This window comes from Legionella fairfieldensis ATCC 49588 (genome assembly GCF_000621525.1).
Lineage (GTDB): Bacteria > Pseudomonadota > Gammaproteobacteria > Legionellales > Legionellaceae > Tatlockia > Tatlockia fairfieldensis.
This window is the reverse complement of record NZ_JHYC01000007.1, coordinates 57732-74051: the sequence shown is the minus strand read 5'-3', so window position 1 is coordinate 74051 and position 16320 is coordinate 57732. Positions and strand designations below refer to the sequence as shown.

Sequence of the window (16320 nt, the reverse complement as noted above, 5' to 3'; positions counted from 1 at the left end):
AACAGCCCATAGCTCTCTTATTTTTTTAACAAAGCAGCAAGAAGAAAACCTATTCCTCCCGCAACCAGTAATGAAGTTAACGGTTTTTCTTTAACTGTTTTTACAAAGGCGTCCGTGTGTTCTTCTATATAATCCTGTGCATCATGAACCTTTTTTTTACCCTCTGCATACACTTCACTCGCTGAGTTCTTGACTTGTTGATAAGCATGGTCTGCTTTCTTTTTTACATCCTCCACGCTATCCGCAATTTTTGCTTTTCCACGATGCAGTGCGTCATTTACCTGAGTTTTAGTTTCCTGTTCAAAAGTGTAATCCGATTTTTTCGCCATGATTCAATTCCTTATCGTTAGAGTTATCCTTTTCGTTGTTTATTTAGTATAGCATCTAAACCATTACATTGTTGATCAAAAACAATACATTGAAAGATTCCGCTATCATGGAAGAACATAAGAATGCAAACCGGATTTGTTCAGAAATAGCGACAAAAATTGAAAATTAATGGGGATCGGCGTAGTGTCCCGGGTGGGATTCCTTCAGTAAAAACAACGCCACTATCAAACTTGCCAAATAACACAAGGGCATGATAAATAATGCTTTATTATAACTTTGCATTGTATAAATCGGGAGGTCGTTTACAACCGACCACCCTTTGCTGTTATTTAACAGGATACCCACCACAGGCTGGAAAATTGCTCCGCCTAAAAGGACTGAAAGATTATTAAACCCTGAAGCGGTTCCCACAAGTTCCGGGGGATTATTATCCTTCACTACTGCAAAGCTGACTGTTTGGCCGCCTGCGCCAAAACCAAGCAGAAAAAGAACAAAGTAGGCCCCATTTAAAGGTAAATCAGGTAGATACAATAAAACTAATGTTGCGATTAAGCCAAACATCGCACTAACTGCCAAAGCGAGCCGCCGACTACAGCATCGATCGCTAATCCAGCCTAGTAAAGGACTGCCCAACCCTATTCCTAACCAAATCATACTGCACAAACCAGAAGCGGTGAGGACATTAATCTGGTATTTTTGCTGTAGATAAGGGACTCCCCATAACGCAGCAAAAACCGCAATAGGTGTCCATATTGCAAAGGAATAACTACTAATCACCCAGGTATAAGAATGGCGCCAGACGCTTAAAAGTCGATGCCATTCATCCTTAAACGAACGTTTAGGCGCACTTTGTATTGGCTGATGAGGATAATCCCGTATAACAGACCAGATGAGAGCTGCCAGACCTAAGCCGATAAGTGCTAATATAAAACTGGCATTACGCCACCCTACCCGTTCAATCAAAGCAGCCAGCGGCATTTCACCAAACATGGCACCTATTGAACTCATCGATTGAGCAATACCCGCCAACAAAGCAAATTGTTGCGGCGGAAACCAGCGTGAAACCAGAACTAAAACACCAATAAAAGAAAAAGCGGAGGCAATACCAATAAGAAAACGCCCTAAAGCAGCCGTATACAAACTATCTGTTGAAGCAAAAAAGAAAGAACCGATTGCACATAAAATCAAAGCGGAGGTCATTAATTTACGTGGACCATAACGATCAAATAATAAGCCTGCGGGCAGTTGCATTGGCGCATAAGCATAAAAATAAAAGGCTGAAACGATACCAAAACCGGCGGCATTAACCTGAAAACTTTTCATCATGGATTCCGCCATGACAGCAGGGGCTACCTGCAGAACAAACTCATACAAATAAAAAGTTGCTGATAACAAAAAAATTAAATAAGCACTTAATTTATTGGGCTGTGGGTAGTTTTCAGGATGAATATTCAACGGTATATCTTAACTTATATTAAAAATGTACATTACACCCTAAGCCAATTTCCTTTGTCAATGCCTGCCGGGTAGATTGCACCTAATATTGTAGCATGTTTTGCACCAGTGATTGGCTTTAAATCCAATGACGTATTAGTGAGAGTCTTTTCTGCCAACCATGCTAACATCATTGCCTCTACATAATCAGGATCAATACCCAAAGCCTGTGTACTGGTTATTTGAACTTCGGGCAGAAGTGCGGCAAGCAAGTCAAGTAACGCTCTATTATGGACTCCTCCACCACAAAACAAAGCTCGAACCGGTCTTTTGGTTTCTTTCTTTAGTTCCTGGACAATTACACTGGCTGTTAGCATTAATAAAGTTGCCTGTACATCGACAGGCGCATAGGCCGGGGATAAATGCGTTGCCAGCCATTCCAGGGAAAAATATTCTTTTCCTATGCTTTTAGGGGGTTTTTGGTTGAAATAAGGGTCGGTCAATAATTTTTCCAATAAGGGTTTAATAACTTTGCCAGAAGCAGCCCATGCACCGTTTTTATCATAATCTTGATCCAATTGGTAATGAATCCAGGCATCCATTAAACAGTTTCCTGGCCCCAAATCATAGCCTCTTACAGTAAATTCATTAGACAAATACGATATATTGGCTATCCCTCCAATATTAATAACAGCCAAAGGATACTCTTGTCCTTTAAAAAGAGCCTGGTGATAGAGAGGGGCAAATGGCGCACCCTGTCCTCCCACAATTAAGTCTCGAGTTCTGAAATCCGCGACAACGGTAACCCCTGTCAATTCTGCAATGGTGTGAGCACAAGCCAGTTGTACCGTGTAGGGAATATCGGCAGTAGCATCATGACACAGGGTTTGACCATGACTTCCAATCGCTTTTATGGCCGTTGAGGATACGTTGGCTTTGGCCATAAGTTCAAGCGCTGCTTTAGCAAACTCTCGTCCTAAAAGAGTATTTAATTGACTAAATGCTTTTAAATCAGTTAACTCTCCAGAAAGTACTGCATTCAAACAGGATTTTACATCGGTACTATAAGGACGCATATGTCCCGCAATAAAAGCATGAGTTGACAAATCAACAAGTACCGCATCAATGCCATCCATGCTTGTCCCGGACATAAGTCCAATAAATAGTTTTTTGTCTATCATTTGGTTTTTATCTTAAATCGTCTATAACCAGTTTATCTGTTTCTTAAGTTTTTTCCCAGGCTAAAAATATAAATCTGATAATTCAACGTTGTTTAGGGCTGAAAACTATTTATGTTATAGTGAAGCTATCTTATTTAACAGCGAAGCCAGTCGGCATCCCGCAAGGGCGATTCGTTGTTCGGTTATTAATTTAGTCATTTTCTGATAATTCTTGTCAGGTTTTTGACGGCTCTTTATCTGATAAGCATTCTTTACAGCAATTTTATGGGATTCATTGGCCCATTTTTTAGGGTCAAGATTAATTGCAGCAACATGACAAGGCCAGTGTTTTTCAATTTGACTCGCCTTTCTGTTTAATTGACTTTTAGAGTAAGATTTTTTTGTGCTTAAAAACCCTCCTCCTTTATCCCAGTAAGCATGTAAGTTAGTAGCTACTGGATTGGTCTGTAAATAAAAAAGATTACCTCCTTTATCACCTTTGGGATAAGCCCGACTATACTGGCTGGCGGCATGTAAAGGCTGATGAATATCAGCAACGACATGTAATAAAATTCTCAAATTAAATCCTTTTTCGAAATCAGTTGCCGATTTATTACCAAGAACCGTTTTTGCTTCTTCAATAGCACTTACCGCATTGATTTTATTCGGTGGAATTAATCGACTGCCATCCAGAGAAAAAGGTAAATTAATATAGTGTTTTGGCTGCAACCACACTTCATCCGGCGCATGCAAAGTATCAAGCCAAACCGCAGCATTAACTAAACTTTGGGGTCTGTATCTGGTATCCAGAGCATGATTGTAATGATTATATTGTTGTTTGGCCTGTCTGGTCAGATGATGATAAGCGATTTGAACCACCAAGCGATGGCCCAAGGCATTCCAGCAATAAGCAGAATTCGTTGCTAAAAACAGGACCAATAGTAATTTTCTCATTGAGGATTAACCAAGATAAGGCGACCAGGCCGGCTCCTGAACATCACCTTCTCTGGCCGGTAAACGTATTTTCACCCGTCCATCGATGGAAACCACTGCGAGTACACCCTGATCATTATAATGAGTCGCATATAAAATCAACCGCCCATTAGGTGAAACAGAAGGAGACTCATCAAATGTCGAGAAAGTGAGTTGTGTCACCGGACCACTGTCGACATCCTGCACGCCAATATTAAAATTTTTATCCTCACGATGTAACATAACGATGTGCTTTTGATCCGGTGTATAAGAAGCGCGCGCATTATAATTGCCGTCATAAGTCATGCGGGTTACGTTACCGTCTGCAAGCGTTAAGCGATAGATTTGCGGCGCACCACCTCGGCCAGACGTAAATAATAAGGAACGTCCATCCGGTGAGTAACGAGGTTCTGTATCAATGGCGTCTCCGAATGTTAGTTGCTTCATGTTGCCACTGCTTAAATCGACACTATAAATTTTAGGAGAGCCTCCTTTGGAGAGAACGACAGCCATCTCACGGCCATCTGTTGACCAGGCGGGTGCACCATTGATCCCTGCGAAGTCAGTTAATAAACGACGCTTTCCGTTTTCCACGGAAACAGTAAATATTTGTGCTTTCTTTTTTTCAAAAGATACATAAGCAATCTGGCGGCCATCAGGAGACCAGGCGGGCGACATAATAGGCTCCGATGATACTAATAAACTCTGAGGATTATGGCCATCCACATCAGCAACCTCAAGAAAATACTTTGCTTTTTCGCCATTACGCTGTACTAAAATGTACGCGATACGAGTGGAGAAAACACCTCGCTCCCCAGTAAGTTTTTGATAAACTTCATCACTAATATGATGAGCCAGGGCACGGATTTCATTGGCATTCACCTGGTAGCTTTTAGATAACAGTACCCGACTCTGAGCAACTGCATCTACCAACTCAAAACTAACCTCATAACGATTATAACCCGTTCGACTTACCCGACCGGACAACACACTGTCAGCACCGGCAGAGCGCCATGTACTGACTGTCACTGCTCCATTTTGTGGCGCAGAAATAATATTAAATTGTCCTGAAAAACTTAAATCACTTTTTATTATCCCTGCTATCTGTTGCCCTGTTTCATCGGATCCAAATGAGTCGATAGCAATAGGTAAAGTCGAATTAATACCTTGAGTTAATTCGAGATCCACAGCAAAAAGAGCCCATGGAAACACTAAAAAAAGCGCTATTATCAAACGTTTACTTAACACCTTTATCCCCTAACATTTTCTGGACGTACTGTTAAACTGATATCGCGAAACAAATTAAACGTTTCAGGATCAACCGGAACGGGTAGCGGCGATGCTTTATAAATAGCCGTCTGAGCAGAGCGATCTAAAATGGCATCACCACTACTGCGCATCAAGCTCACTTCCAGCACAGCGCCATCAGGTGCCAGACGAATTCTAAACTGACTTGACAAATGACTGTCTACATTATCCGGTAGAATCCATTGACGACTTATCGCATTAACAATTAATGCCTTGTACTTATTAACCTCACCCGCAATATGGGCCTTTTTGGCGGCTTCATTAGCTGCTTGTTGAGCCGCAGCCTGGCGTTGTTTTTCTGCCAATTCTGCTTTTAATTTTTCGGCACGGACCAATTCTTCCTGTTTAGCTTTTTCTTTTAATTGCTCTTCCTTAGCCTGTTGTTCAATGTGTTTTTGCTTTAACTGGGCAAGTTTTTCAGCCTCTTCCTGTTGTGCTTTTTGCAATTGCTGTTGTTTATTTTTTAATTCTTCAAGGCGCTTTGCTTCCTGTGCTTTCTGCTCTGCCAATTGCTTTAAACGCTGCTTTTCTTCTTCAATCTGTTTTTTTCTTGCAATAGCTAATTTTTCAGCCTCTTCTTTTAATTTTGCCAGACGTTGCTGTTCCTGTATTCGTGCTTTACGGGCCATTTCTGCCTGTTTAGCCAGAGCTTGTTGTCTCGCCTGTTCTGCTTTTAGTTGTTGAACTCTCTCCTGCTTTAAACGATTGACTGTCTCCATCACTTCCTGATTATCAATACTGACTGCTTTAACAATCTCGTCTTTGGGTTGCCGGGTTTGCTCAACAGGTAATGCACGAGCCGGTTCGTTTTTTGCCTCTAATGTTAACACAGGACGCTGATTGCTGGTTGTATCAACAATTAACACTATAGCAAGCAGCACATGAAAAAAAACAGCAAGAAAAAAAGATTTGCGATAACTTGGATCAGCAATCATCCGCGACTCTCCTGTAATACATTCGAAGAGTCAGTGAGCAAACCCACTTGCTCTGCGCCAGCTTGTTTTAGCAAGCTCATTGCAATAACCACTTTACCGTAAGGAACGCCTTGATCGCCTTTAACCAGCACATTCAGTACCTGTTTGGATTGACGCGCCAGCTCCAATTCAGCGGCTACGCGAATTTTAAGAGCTTGCGCCGTAATAGGGTTACCTGGATCACTATGAATATTGAGAAAATAATCCCCTTGCTGATTAACAGAAACGATAACAGGCTCTCTATCAGCGGTTTTTAATGATTCACTTGCTGCTTTAGGTAAATCAACCGTAACACCCTGTGTCAACATGGGCGCTGTAATCATAAAGATAACGAGTAGCACCAACATGACATCGATATAAGGTACTACATTAATTTCAGCAATAGGACGAGACGTTATTTTTTTCTTTCTTAACATCGAATTATCCTCTGATTGACTCGGCTGTTTGCTGTTCAATAAGAGCCACTAACTCATCCTGAAATAAATCATATTGTTCAAGCAACGTATTGGCCCGAGTACTATAGCGGTTATAAGCAATCACAGCAGGAATAGCAGTAAATAAACCCAAAGCGGTTGCCACCAATGCTTCTGATATCCCCGGAGCAACCATGGAAATAGTGGCTTGTTGTGCCTGACCAAGTGCCTGAAACGATGTCATAATACCCCACACTGTGCCAAAAAGTCCGACATAAGGAGCAATGGACCCCACTGAAGCAAAAAAAGGAAGATGATGTTCCAATTGTATCGCTTCTTTGGCATGCATTATTTGCATGACACGTTGAATCGGCTCAAGAACCACATTACCCAATTTTCGTGACCGAATATATTCTTTAAACCCCGCATGAAAAATAGCAGCTAAACCTTGCTTATCATCAACATGACTATCAATATCTGCATAGAGCTTACTCAGATCACTGCTATTCCAGAAACGTCTGGAAAACGCTTCGCATTGCTGTTTTTTTCGATTAAAATACCAGGCTCTTTGTAAAATAAGTGTCCATGAAACTACTGATGCGATAAGCAGAAGCATCATTACGGTCTTTACTACCAGCCCGGCTTGCATAAAGTAACCTAATACACTCGCATGGTTAACCACGTTTTTTCTCCTGATCAACAACTTAAAATAATTCAATGGGCATGTGTCTTGTTCTCAACCCTACATTTTTTAACGCATGTCACAAAACAACCTATTATGCTGATTATGCCTAATTTGCGCAAATAAAACACTACCTATTTTTTGTAAGTCTTCATGGAAACAGGTAATTAAGGAGCCTTTAACGCCAAAAGCCCGCAAAGAGGGCTTGCATATCTTATCAACTTAAGAACAATTCTTTATTACCGACGTCCCGCGGTATTCTTTTAAATTGACACCATTATATATAAACCCGCGAATCAGCTTCATCCATCACATTAATTTTCTTCTGTCATTATCAAACCAAAATGATGATAAGCCAACTCGGAAGCGATACGTCCTCTTGGAGTCCGCATTAAAAAACCCTGTTGAATTAAATAAGGCTCCAGAACATCCTCAATTGTTCCTTTTTCTTCGCCGATAGCAGCGGCGATACTGTCTACACCTACAGGGCCTCCAGCAAAACGCTCAATGACTGCAAGCATTAACTTTCTGTCCATCGTATCAAAACCCTGATCATCAATATCGAGCATTTCCAGGGCCAACCTTGCCATTTCCAGACTAATCACTCCTTTACCTTTTATTTCCGCATAATCACGTACCCGTCTTAATAATCGATTAGCAATTCGGGGGGTTCCTCGAGAACGCATCGCGATCTCCTGCGTTCCTTTTTCTTCTGCCATGACACCCAGCAATCTGGCAGAACGCGATACTATATGAGTTAACGCGGCAACAGAATAAAATTCCAAACGTTGAATAATACCGAAACGGTCACGAAGAGGTGAAGTAAGCAGACCCGCCCGTGTTGTTGCGCCAATTAAGGTAAATGGCGGTAATTCCAATTTAATAGAACGCGCCGCAGGCCCTTCTCCTATCATAATATCCAGCTTATAGTCTTCCATGGCTGGATAAAGAATTTCTTCAATAACGGGACTGAGTCTATGAATTTCATCGATAAATAAAACATCATTTGCCTGGAGATTGGTTAGAATCGCTGCAATATCTCCTGCCCGTTCCAGCACAGGACCCGAAGTCTGCCTTAAATTAACCCCCATTTCGTGAGCAATGATATTGGCTAAAGTTGTTTTACCAAGGCCCGGTGGACCAAAAATAAGCACATGATCGAGCGCATCCTGACGGTTTCTGGCTGCATCAATAAAGATACGCATTTGCTCGCGAACAGCATCCTGGCCAATATAATCATCAAGACATAAAGGGCGAATGGCGCGATCAAATGCGTCTTCTGAAGTAGTTGAGTGAGCACTGATTAAACGGTCACTTTCAAGCATATAAGTAGGATATAAACTTTATCATGATGCTATTCTAACAGCTTTTTACTGTAAGCCCCCCATCCATAATTAAAATCAAGATAAAATTTTTTAAACGTTAATTTTTATAGCGTCCTGGAAAATAAGAGTAAACAATTTGACAATAAGCCAAAGTAAACAATCCGACAAGCAGATCCATTAAGTAATTTTTTCTATTATATTTAACAGGCGGTAAACACTAGTTGTTAATTGATCAGAAAAAATAACGAGAATTTTATGGCTTCTTTCGTTTTTTAACTCAAGAAGGAAGAAAAAACCTGTGTCAATAATAATACGCATTTTATTATATGAAACGCTCTGATTTCTTTTATCATACAGAATCCATTCATTTGTTTTATAAATTAGTGTTAAATAATCAGGATGAGGTATTGGATTATAAATGACACGACCTGACTGCAATAACAGAAGGCTCATAATCATTATTTTTAAAAGCAAACTAAAAGCTGAATAAAATACTAATAATAAAGCACAGGTATAAATTACCAGAGCCAATCTGGCATAATGCGATGACTTACCGAAGTTTATCGTGCAGTCTGATAAATTCAACAAAATCTGCTAACTCCTTATCCGCAGGTTTCTCATAGCTCATCAACCAGCTAAATAACTCAGGATCTGTACAAGCAAGCAATTTACTGAAAACAGTAAGTTGGGCTTCATTCATATTATTTAGGTTATTGTCAGCAAAACGAGTAAGTATCAGGTCAAGCTCCAGCATGCCTCGGCGGCAATGCCATTTGAGTTTTGCTTTTTCATCATTATTAAATACCATTGCTAATTTGGAAGTCTTCATTTTTGCGCATCGTAGCGCAGTTTATAGCGTAAGTAAACGAATCAGCGCATATCCGTTGCCCGGTGAATAATGGTACACTAAACTGCAAAACAATCATGATTAGATTAAATGAGATTATATGAACTTTTCTCAATATTGCATTAACAGCAGACCACTTACTACCCATTTACCGCTTTCTGAAGAACTCCTTTGGGAAGAAGACAAAAATTATTTATTCGATTTATCTTTTCTTTCTTCACTGCGAATTGAAGGGGAGCATGCCGCCGAATTTTTGCAAGGTCAGTTAAGTTGTGACATTCGTCAGGTTACCAGTAAAACCATAAGGCAAGGGGCCATGTGTAATCTGAAAGGCCGAATTCTCGCTTTGACAGATGTCATTGACTGGCATGGTTTGCGGCTTGTTTTACCTTGCGATTTATTGGCAGATACACAAGCTTCTCTTGCTAAAACTGCCATGTTATCACGAGTAAAACCTGAACCTGATAGAAACTATCAACTGTATGGATTTTATTTGGGGAATACAAACGATTTACTGCCCTATAATCTGCCTTTACCAACAGAACCATTAGGATTAACTTGTAATAACGAAAGTTGTTGTTACCGGCTGGATCACAACTTCTTTATTATTTTAAATAAGAAACAGCCAACGGATCAGTTAACTCCCCCTTTTATTAATAATCACCAATTTAAAGGAGCGCTTGCCTGGCATCACCAACGGGTCCAACGGAAAAATGTCCAAATTTATCCTGAAACCAGAGGATTATTTCTGCCTCATCGTCTTAATTTACATTTGTCCGGTTATCTTAATTTTGAAAAAGGTTGTTATAAAGGGCAAGAAATTATAGCCCGTACACATTATAGAGCCAAACTTAAGCATGACTTGCAAGTGGTTACTATTGAAACCAGGGAAAAATTATCCTCAGGCAAAAAAATCTTCGATATATCAGGAAAAATGGAAATTGGGGAGCTAATCGATTATAGCCCCCTGGGAAATGATCGTTATCTGGTTGTCATTAGTGTTTTTTTTGAACACCCTAATGAGATCCTCATTGAAGGGCATCCCTGTTCCGTATCACTTGAACAACAGGATTCAAGGTAACATGCGCCTTAAAACATCATCTTTATTAATAAAATGATGTTTTATTGCCCCGGCAACGTGCAGAACGAGTAAGCCGATAATAATCCATGCGATTGTTTTATGTGTCTTATTCATAAAAGCAGCCAGATTTTTGTCCGGTTCTATACCCGGTAAAGAAAAATGAAACAAACCAAAATAATAAGGTATTTCATTCGCTGCAACCGACATTACCCACCCAGATAAAGGCATTACAATGAGCAATATATAAAAAGAATATTGTACAAAGCGAGAAAGAAAATGCTCCCACTTAGGGGTGTCATAAGGCAACTCCGGCCTACCTGCAATACTAATCCACACAACGCGGACAAGCATTAAGAAAAATACGGTGATGCCTAGCGACTTGTGTAAGGTAAAGGCTAAATCCACATATTGCTCAGGAAAATCATCAAGAAAAAAACTTACCGCAAGCATCCCTATCACAACGAAGGCAATCAGCCAATGTAATACCCTGGAACCCTTTGAATAAACTATCAAATGTTTTTGCATCATATAATCCTTTAACCTTTACAATTGATCAAATACTTATGGTGTTAATTTGACCATAGAGACTCTAAAAATTTTAGCACTTGATTTGTCCTTAAATAGTAGCCATACAATGATTGTAACTTATACTAAACAGTACGTGATGAAAATAGCTTTCAATACAACTTCTGTATTTAAATTTCTATGAACTCAAATAAATAGAGCTGGATTCACACAAGCCAGCTCTATTACTATTAACTTTAACTTACTGGTTCTTTTATTGAGCGCTGTACCGTTACCTGCGTTAAGTCCAGCAATTCTCTAATCGCTACGAAAAACATAGTATAATTCAACGTAGTGCTGGCACGTAGATCCGATAAAATCTGATGCCATCGCTCTATTAAGGCTTTATGGGTTTCCGACCAGGCATTAAAGCTTTTTATGAAATCTTTTTGCTTTTCGTCAAAACGTATAATACCTACGGTCAGCAAACGTTGTTGCCAATCCAGATCGTCACGTAAAGCTTCTCTGGATAACGACTCCCAATGATTTTCAGTCGGATGGACAATAATTTGCGAGCGAATCCAGGACAAGTCCAAAAATTCATCGATACCAAAATAAGCTTCTGCTACTTTTGCGACATCAATATGCAAATGCCTTGCAGCTTCAATAATATCCATCGCCGAAAACAAAGAACGAGTAAGTGTTAATTCATGAGCCAAACCAGTTGGAATCCCTAATTCTATATATTCATTGAAATTATCTTCATAATGCTTACGGTTTGCTTCGCCAAACACTTGCGGTAATGCTTTTTTCAATTCATTCATAGTAGGAGTATAAAGCTTTACTGCGGCGCTAATATCGAGACTAGTCCGTTGGTTACGCAGAAACCAGCGAGTCACTCGTCTTAATAAACGCAAATAAAGCATAGTGAGTTCAATCTGCTTTTCCGCAGTGATTGTAGTACCTAATGCGTCAATTTCTTTCCAGATAGTTTCCAGATTAAGAACTGATCGGGCAATCATATAAGCACGCACAATTGCTGAAACAGGTGCTCCCGTTTCATCCTGCTGACGATATACAAAGGTAAAACCCATCTCGTTAATAATAATATTACTGAGCCTTGTTGCAATAATTTCCCGTTTTAAGGGATGGTTTTCCATTTGTTTACTAAAACGCTTTTGCAAAGGCTTGGGGAAAGAACTCGCCAAAATTTCTAAAAAGAAGGGATCTTCTGGTACATTAGAATCAAGAATTTGTTCTTTCAAAATGGTTTTACTATAGCACAATAAAACAGCGCAACTTGGACGAGTTAAACCTTTACCTACCAGCTTACGTTCTATAAGCATCTTTTCGTCAGGTAAAAACTCCAGATTTCTATCCAATTTACCCTTGCGCTCCAGCTCATTAATATATCGAGCATGAATATCTATTAATCGTCCTGCCTGTGCTGAAGCAACACTGATTGCGCGCGGTTGAGCAAAATTGTCACGTAGCACCAGTGCTGCAACTTCATCAGTCATTTCACCTAATAATTCATTTCGCTGTTTTTCGGTAAGATCACCCGCAGCAACGATGCCATTAAGCAAAATTTTGATATTGACTTCTTTATCAGAACAGTTTACGCCAGCCGAGTTATCAATAAAGTCAGTATAAATAAGGCCGCCATTTATCGAATACTCAATTCGTGCCAATTGAGTCAGGCCAAGATTCCCTCCCTCACCAACTACTTTACAACGGAGTTGCTCTCCGTTAATTCGAATAGCATCGTTAGTTCTATCTCCTACGTCAGCATGAGTTTCATGTCGTGCCTTGACAAAAGTTCCAATCCCCGCACTCCACAATAAATCCACTTCTGCTTTAAGGAGAATGCGAATTAATTCATTAGGTTCCACCGTATTTTGTTTAATGCCAAACACTTCCCTCATTTCTTTAGTGACAGGAATGTATTTGGCGTTTCGATTAAATATGCCCCCTCCTTTGGAAATAAGTTTTTTATCATAATCAGTCCAACTGGAGCGGGGTAGATTAAAGAGTCTTTCCCTTTCCTTGAAACTAATCTCGGAATCAGGATCAGGATCAATAAAAATGTGGATATGGTTAAAAGCACCCAGCAGTTTTATATGTCTGGAGAGCAACATCCCATTACCAAATACATCACCAGCCATGTCACCAATTCCTACAACGGTAAAATCGCTCGTTTGTGGATCGCGACCCATTTCATAGAAATGACGTTTTACAGATTCCCATGCACCCCGGGCGGTGATACCCATTTTTTTATGGTCATAACCTACCGATCCGCCTGATGCAAACGCATCACCAAGCCAGAAGTCATATTCTAAAGAAATAGCATTGGCAATATCAGAAAAAGTAGCAGTTCCTTTATCAGCAGCAACTACCAGGTAAGGATCATCTTCATCATAACAAACAACATGAGCAGGCTTGACGACAGCGCCTTCTTTGTAATTATCGGTAATATCCAGTAAACTGCGAATAAACAACTGATAACATCGAATGCCCTCAGCCATAACTTCTTCACGGGTGCCGTTAAGGGGCAAACGCTTGGGTACAAAACCACCCTTGGCTCCGCTTGGTACAATCACGGCATTTTTAACCTGTTGAGCCTTCATCAAGCCAAGCACTTCGGTTCTAAAATCCTCTTTCCGATCAGACCAACGTAAACCGCCGCGAGCAACCGCGCCATAGCGAAGATGAACTCCCTCGACCTGAGGTGAATAAAGAAATATTTCATATAAAGGATAAGGTTTAGGCATCCCCTGAACTTCTCTGCTGTTCAGCTTGATTGAAATATAACTTTTGTAATTTCCCTGTTCATCGACCTGGTAATAGTTGGTTCGTAAAGTAGATGAAATCACCTGGACGTATTGCCGGATAATTTTATCTTCATCAAGATTAGCTACATCATCAAGTGCTGCAAGAATCTCATCTACTATCTCCTTGTAAACTTCGTCTCTATTTTCTGTGGCAGGGAAAGCTGGATTAAAGCGCGTTTCAAATAGTCGAATCAAATTTTTAGCAATAGCTGGATTATTACTTAATGCAGTTTCAATGTATTCCTGACTAAAAGTAAAGCGAATTTGTTTAAAATATTTAGCATAAGTCCGAATAATAGCCACTTGACGCCAATCCAGTCCGGCAGCCAGAATTAAATGATTAAAACCGTCATTTTCTGCTTCTCCGAACCAGACACTGGCAAAAGCATTTTGGAACAGATCTTTTATTTCATCGATTTCAAAATAATCTGCACGCGTATATTGAAGTGCAAAATCGTTAATCCAGGTGACATTTTCACCATCAAACTTTAATACATAAGGTCTTTCGCTGATTGCTTTCATACCCAGGCGTTCAATAATGGGCAGAACCTCCGACAAAGGAATTGTATTATGATGTTGGTACACTTTAAGACGAAAATTCTCCGGCGCTTCTTCCATTGGTTTATAAAAATTCATAACCAAAGGGGTTTCTTCAGATAACGCTTCTATATGCTTAATGTCATAAACAGCTGTCCTTGGTGAGAAATTAGCTGAATACGCGATAGGGAACGCTCTCTTATAGCGAGAATAGAGACGGTTTGCACTTTCCTCTCCAAATGTCTCGAACAGGAAATGTTGCAAATCATCCGTCCAGCTACGTCCAACTTCAATCAGTTTTTGTTCAATGGCTTTAAAATCCCATTGGGTATCATCATGAGGATCGGTACGTATAATAAAATGAATACGAGCCAACACTGATTCAGAAAACCAGGTAGAAAAATTAATTTCCTGAGAATGGAAGCTTTCCTTCAAAATATCTTCCATAGCCAGTCTTAATTCAGTATTAAAACGCTCTTTGGGAACATAAACAAGACAGGAAACAAAACGACGATAAACATCTGTCCGAGCAAACATACGTATTCGTCGACGCTCCTGCATGTAATAAATACCCATACCGATTTCAAGCAATTCATCTTCTGAGGCTTGAATTAAATCATCACGGGGCAATGTCTCCAGGATGTTTAACAAAATCTTGCCCGCATGACCACGAGGATTTAAATTCGCATTATGCATGATCTGAGCGACTTTATGGCGTAAAAAAGGAATATGTTTGGGATTAGTATTGTAAGCTGCGGAGGTATATAAACCAATAATGCGAAGTTCACCAATAACCTGCCCTTTTTTATTAAAACGCTTTATTCCAATATAATCAGTGTAAGCACGGCGATGGACGGTGGCTTCTGTGTTGGTCTTTGACATAACCAACGCACGGGTCGATAAAGTAAGCTCTCTTGCTTCAGGTGTCATTGCTGAAATACTGCGGGCGCTTGATTTGCTTATACTGGGACGAAGTACGCCAAGTCCTGTTTCAGGTAAAGGTTGCAATATGGTTTCTTGCCCTTTTTGAATTAATTCATAATCGCGCATGCCCAGAAAAGTGAAATGATGGTCTTCAATCCAGTTTAAGAAAGCAATAGTTTCTGCTGCTTCATTCGGATCAGGAACGGAAGACGATGCCTCAAGCTCTGTAATTGCCGCTTTTATTTTCTCCCGCATTGGCATCCAGTCCTCAACAACTGCACGAGTATCATCAAGGACACGCTCGAAATTGCGATGTAATTCTTCTAAAACAGAGGTATCAGTCTGTCGATCGATTTCGATAAAAATTGCCGCTTCAACGATGACTTCTTTATCACTGATTTGATCATTACGTGACAAAACATCGGTTATTTCATTTTCGTTATTTCGTTTTACCCGTAAATTTCCCATATGCATTATCAAGTGAGAAACTATTCCCAGTCGGTTAATTACCATTCGCAGAGAATCGACTAAAAACGGCATATCATCCGTAATAACTTCAACTACCGTGTGCGTTGTTTGCCACCCATGCCTTTCAAAATCAGGATTATAGATACGAATTTTTGTTTCTTTCGGGGCACGATGCTGGATCAGCGACCAAAAATTGATTGTAGCGCCGTAGAGATCGTCGATATCCCATTCATGCAAATCCTCCAATGCCACCGTACTATAAAATTGACGAACAAACTCTGAGCAGAGTCGGGCTTGCTCACCGCCCATTTTCTGCTGTAATTTCTCAATAATAGTATCAATAATTAAATCTTTGCCCGCTTCAAATTTATATGACATTCAATCACCTCATTAGGCATGGAAAATAAATTGCCGCGCATTATATACCTGTTACGCAGCAACTTACACCGTCAATTGTATATTTATCTGCAGTATTGCATAAATAAGGTCAGTTTGGATTAACTTAACATCTATTTTAGACAAGAATTTTA

General features: G+C 40.0%; 14 protein-coding genes. 1 reads left to right on the top strand and 13 read right to left on the bottom strand.

Annotated features, from left to right (window positions below; all coding sequences use genetic code 11):
• Positions 1-17: 17 nt before the first annotated feature.
• The 11 genes from T345_RS0102030 to T345_RS0101980 form a co-directional block, all read right to left on the bottom strand.
• Positions 18-329 carry an ElaB/YgaM/YqjD family protein gene (locus T345_RS0102030; protein WP_242604555.1) on the bottom strand — a complete coding sequence of 104 codons (312 nt, stop codon included), beginning with the start codon at positions 327-329 and terminating at the stop codon, positions 18-20.
• A gap of 166 nt (positions 330-495) precedes the next feature.
• A complete protein-coding gene (locus T345_RS0102025; RefSeq protein ID WP_423202082.1) occupies positions 496-1785 on the bottom strand; it encodes an MFS transporter in 1290 nt (429 codons plus the stop codon).
• 32 nt (positions 1786-1817) lie between these two features.
• Positions 1818-2945, bottom strand: coding sequence for an anhydro-N-acetylmuramic acid kinase (locus T345_RS0102020; protein WP_035917972.1), 1128 nt, complete (start codon positions 2943-2945; stop codon positions 1818-1820).
• Between the two features lie 114 nt (positions 2946-3059).
• Entirely contained in the window at positions 3060-3878 is an 819-nt protein-coding gene (locus T345_RS0102015; protein WP_028387873.1) for a S1/P1 nuclease, read from the bottom strand.
• Positions 3879-3884: 6 nt separating this feature from the next.
• Entirely contained in the window at positions 3885-5129 is a 1245-nt protein-coding gene (gene tolB, locus T345_RS0102010) for a Tol-Pal system beta propeller repeat protein TolB (protein ID WP_131777711.1), read from the bottom strand.
• Between the two features lie 17 nt (positions 5130-5146).
• A complete protein-coding gene (tolA, locus tag T345_RS0102005; RefSeq protein WP_028387871.1) occupies positions 5147-6139 on the bottom strand; it encodes a cell envelope integrity protein TolA in 993 nt (330 codons plus the stop codon).
• Positions 6136-6594 carry a protein TolR gene (gene tolR / locus T345_RS0102000; protein ID WP_028387870.1) on the bottom strand — a complete coding sequence of 153 codons (459 nt, stop codon included), beginning with the start codon at positions 6592-6594 and terminating at the stop codon, positions 6136-6138. The genes tolA and tolR overlap by 4 nt, the downstream gene beginning before the upstream one ends.
• Positions 6595-6598: 4 nt before the next feature.
• Entirely contained in the window at positions 6599-7273 is a 675-nt protein-coding gene (gene tolQ, locus T345_RS0101995) for a protein TolQ (RefSeq protein WP_028387869.1), read from the bottom strand.
• Positions 7274-7587: 314 nt separating this feature from the next.
• Positions 7588-8598, bottom strand: coding sequence for a Holliday junction branch migration DNA helicase RuvB (ruvB, locus tag T345_RS0101990; RefSeq protein ID WP_028387868.1), 1011 nt, complete (start codon positions 8596-8598; stop codon positions 7588-7590).
• Between the two features lie 177 nt (positions 8599-8775).
• Entirely contained in the window at positions 8776-9051 is a 276-nt protein-coding gene (locus tag T345_RS0101985; protein WP_131777710.1) for a hypothetical protein, read from the bottom strand.
• A gap of 97 nt (positions 9052-9148) precedes the next feature.
• The gene (locus tag T345_RS0101980) at positions 9149-9427 is read right to left on the bottom strand and encodes an FAD assembly factor SdhE (protein WP_242604556.1); all 279 of its coding nucleotides are present in this window, start codon (positions 9425-9427) and stop codon (positions 9149-9151) included.
• A 118-nt stretch (positions 9428-9545) separates the two neighbouring features.
• Here T345_RS0101980 and ygfZ point away from each other — a divergent pair, with 118 nt between their 5' ends.
• A complete protein-coding gene (ygfZ, locus tag T345_RS0101975; RefSeq protein WP_028387865.1) occupies positions 9546-10526 on the top strand; it encodes a CAF17-like 4Fe-4S cluster assembly/insertion protein YgfZ in 981 nt (326 codons plus the stop codon).
• Here the strand turns inward: ygfZ and T345_RS0101970 are convergent.
• Together T345_RS0101970 and T345_RS0101965 are read right to left on the bottom strand one after the other, a co-directional pair.
• Entirely contained in the window at positions 10518-11054 is a 537-nt protein-coding gene (locus T345_RS0101970) for a cytochrome b (RefSeq protein ID WP_028387864.1), read from the bottom strand. The genes ygfZ and T345_RS0101970 overlap by 9 nt on opposite strands.
• Positions 11055-11287: 233 nt before the next feature.
• Positions 11288-16168 (bottom strand): NAD-glutamate dehydrogenase, encoded by a 4881-nt coding sequence (locus T345_RS0101965; protein ID WP_028387863.1) that lies wholly within the window; start codon positions 16166-16168, stop codon positions 11288-11290.
• Positions 16169-16320 lie beyond the last annotated feature (152 nt).

Coding starts and splice junctions, on each gene's coding strand:
- T345_RS0102030 (WP_242604555.1), bottom strand. CDS start 329: ATGGCGAAAAAATCGGATTACACTTTTGAACAGGAAACTAAAACTCAG.
- T345_RS0102020 (WP_035917972.1), bottom strand. CDS start 2,945: ATGATAGACAAAAAACTATTTATTGGACTTATGTCCGGGACAAGCATG.
- T345_RS0102015 (WP_028387873.1), bottom strand. CDS start 3,878: ATGAGAAAATTACTATTGGTCCTGTTTTTAGCAACGAATTCTGCTTAT.
- tolA (WP_028387871.1), bottom strand. CDS start 6,139: ATGATTGCTGATCCAAGTTATCGCAAATCTTTTTTTCTTGCTGTTTTT.
- tolR (WP_028387870.1), bottom strand. CDS start 6,594: ATGTTAAGAAAGAAAAAAATAACGTCTCGTCCTATTGCTGAAATTAAT.
- ruvB (WP_028387868.1), bottom strand. CDS start 8,598: ATGCTTGAAAGTGACCGTTTAATCAGTGCTCACTCAACTACTTCAGAA.
- T345_RS0101985 (WP_131777710.1), bottom strand. CDS start 9,051: ATGAGCCTTCTGTTATTGCAGTCAGGTCGTGTCATTTATAATCCAATA.
- T345_RS0101980 (WP_242604556.1), bottom strand. CDS start 9,427: ATGAAGACTTCCAAATTAGCAATGGTATTTAATAATGATGAAAAAGCA.
- ygfZ (WP_028387865.1), top strand. CDS start 9,546: ATGAACTTTTCTCAATATTGCATTAACAGCAGACCACTTACTACCCAT.
- T345_RS0101970 (WP_028387864.1), bottom strand. CDS start 11,054: ATGATGCAAAAACATTTGATAGTTTATTCAAAGGGTTCCAGGGTATTA.
- T345_RS0101965 (WP_028387863.1), bottom strand. CDS start 16,168: ATGTCATATAAATTTGAAGCGGGCAAAGATTTAATTATTGATACTATT.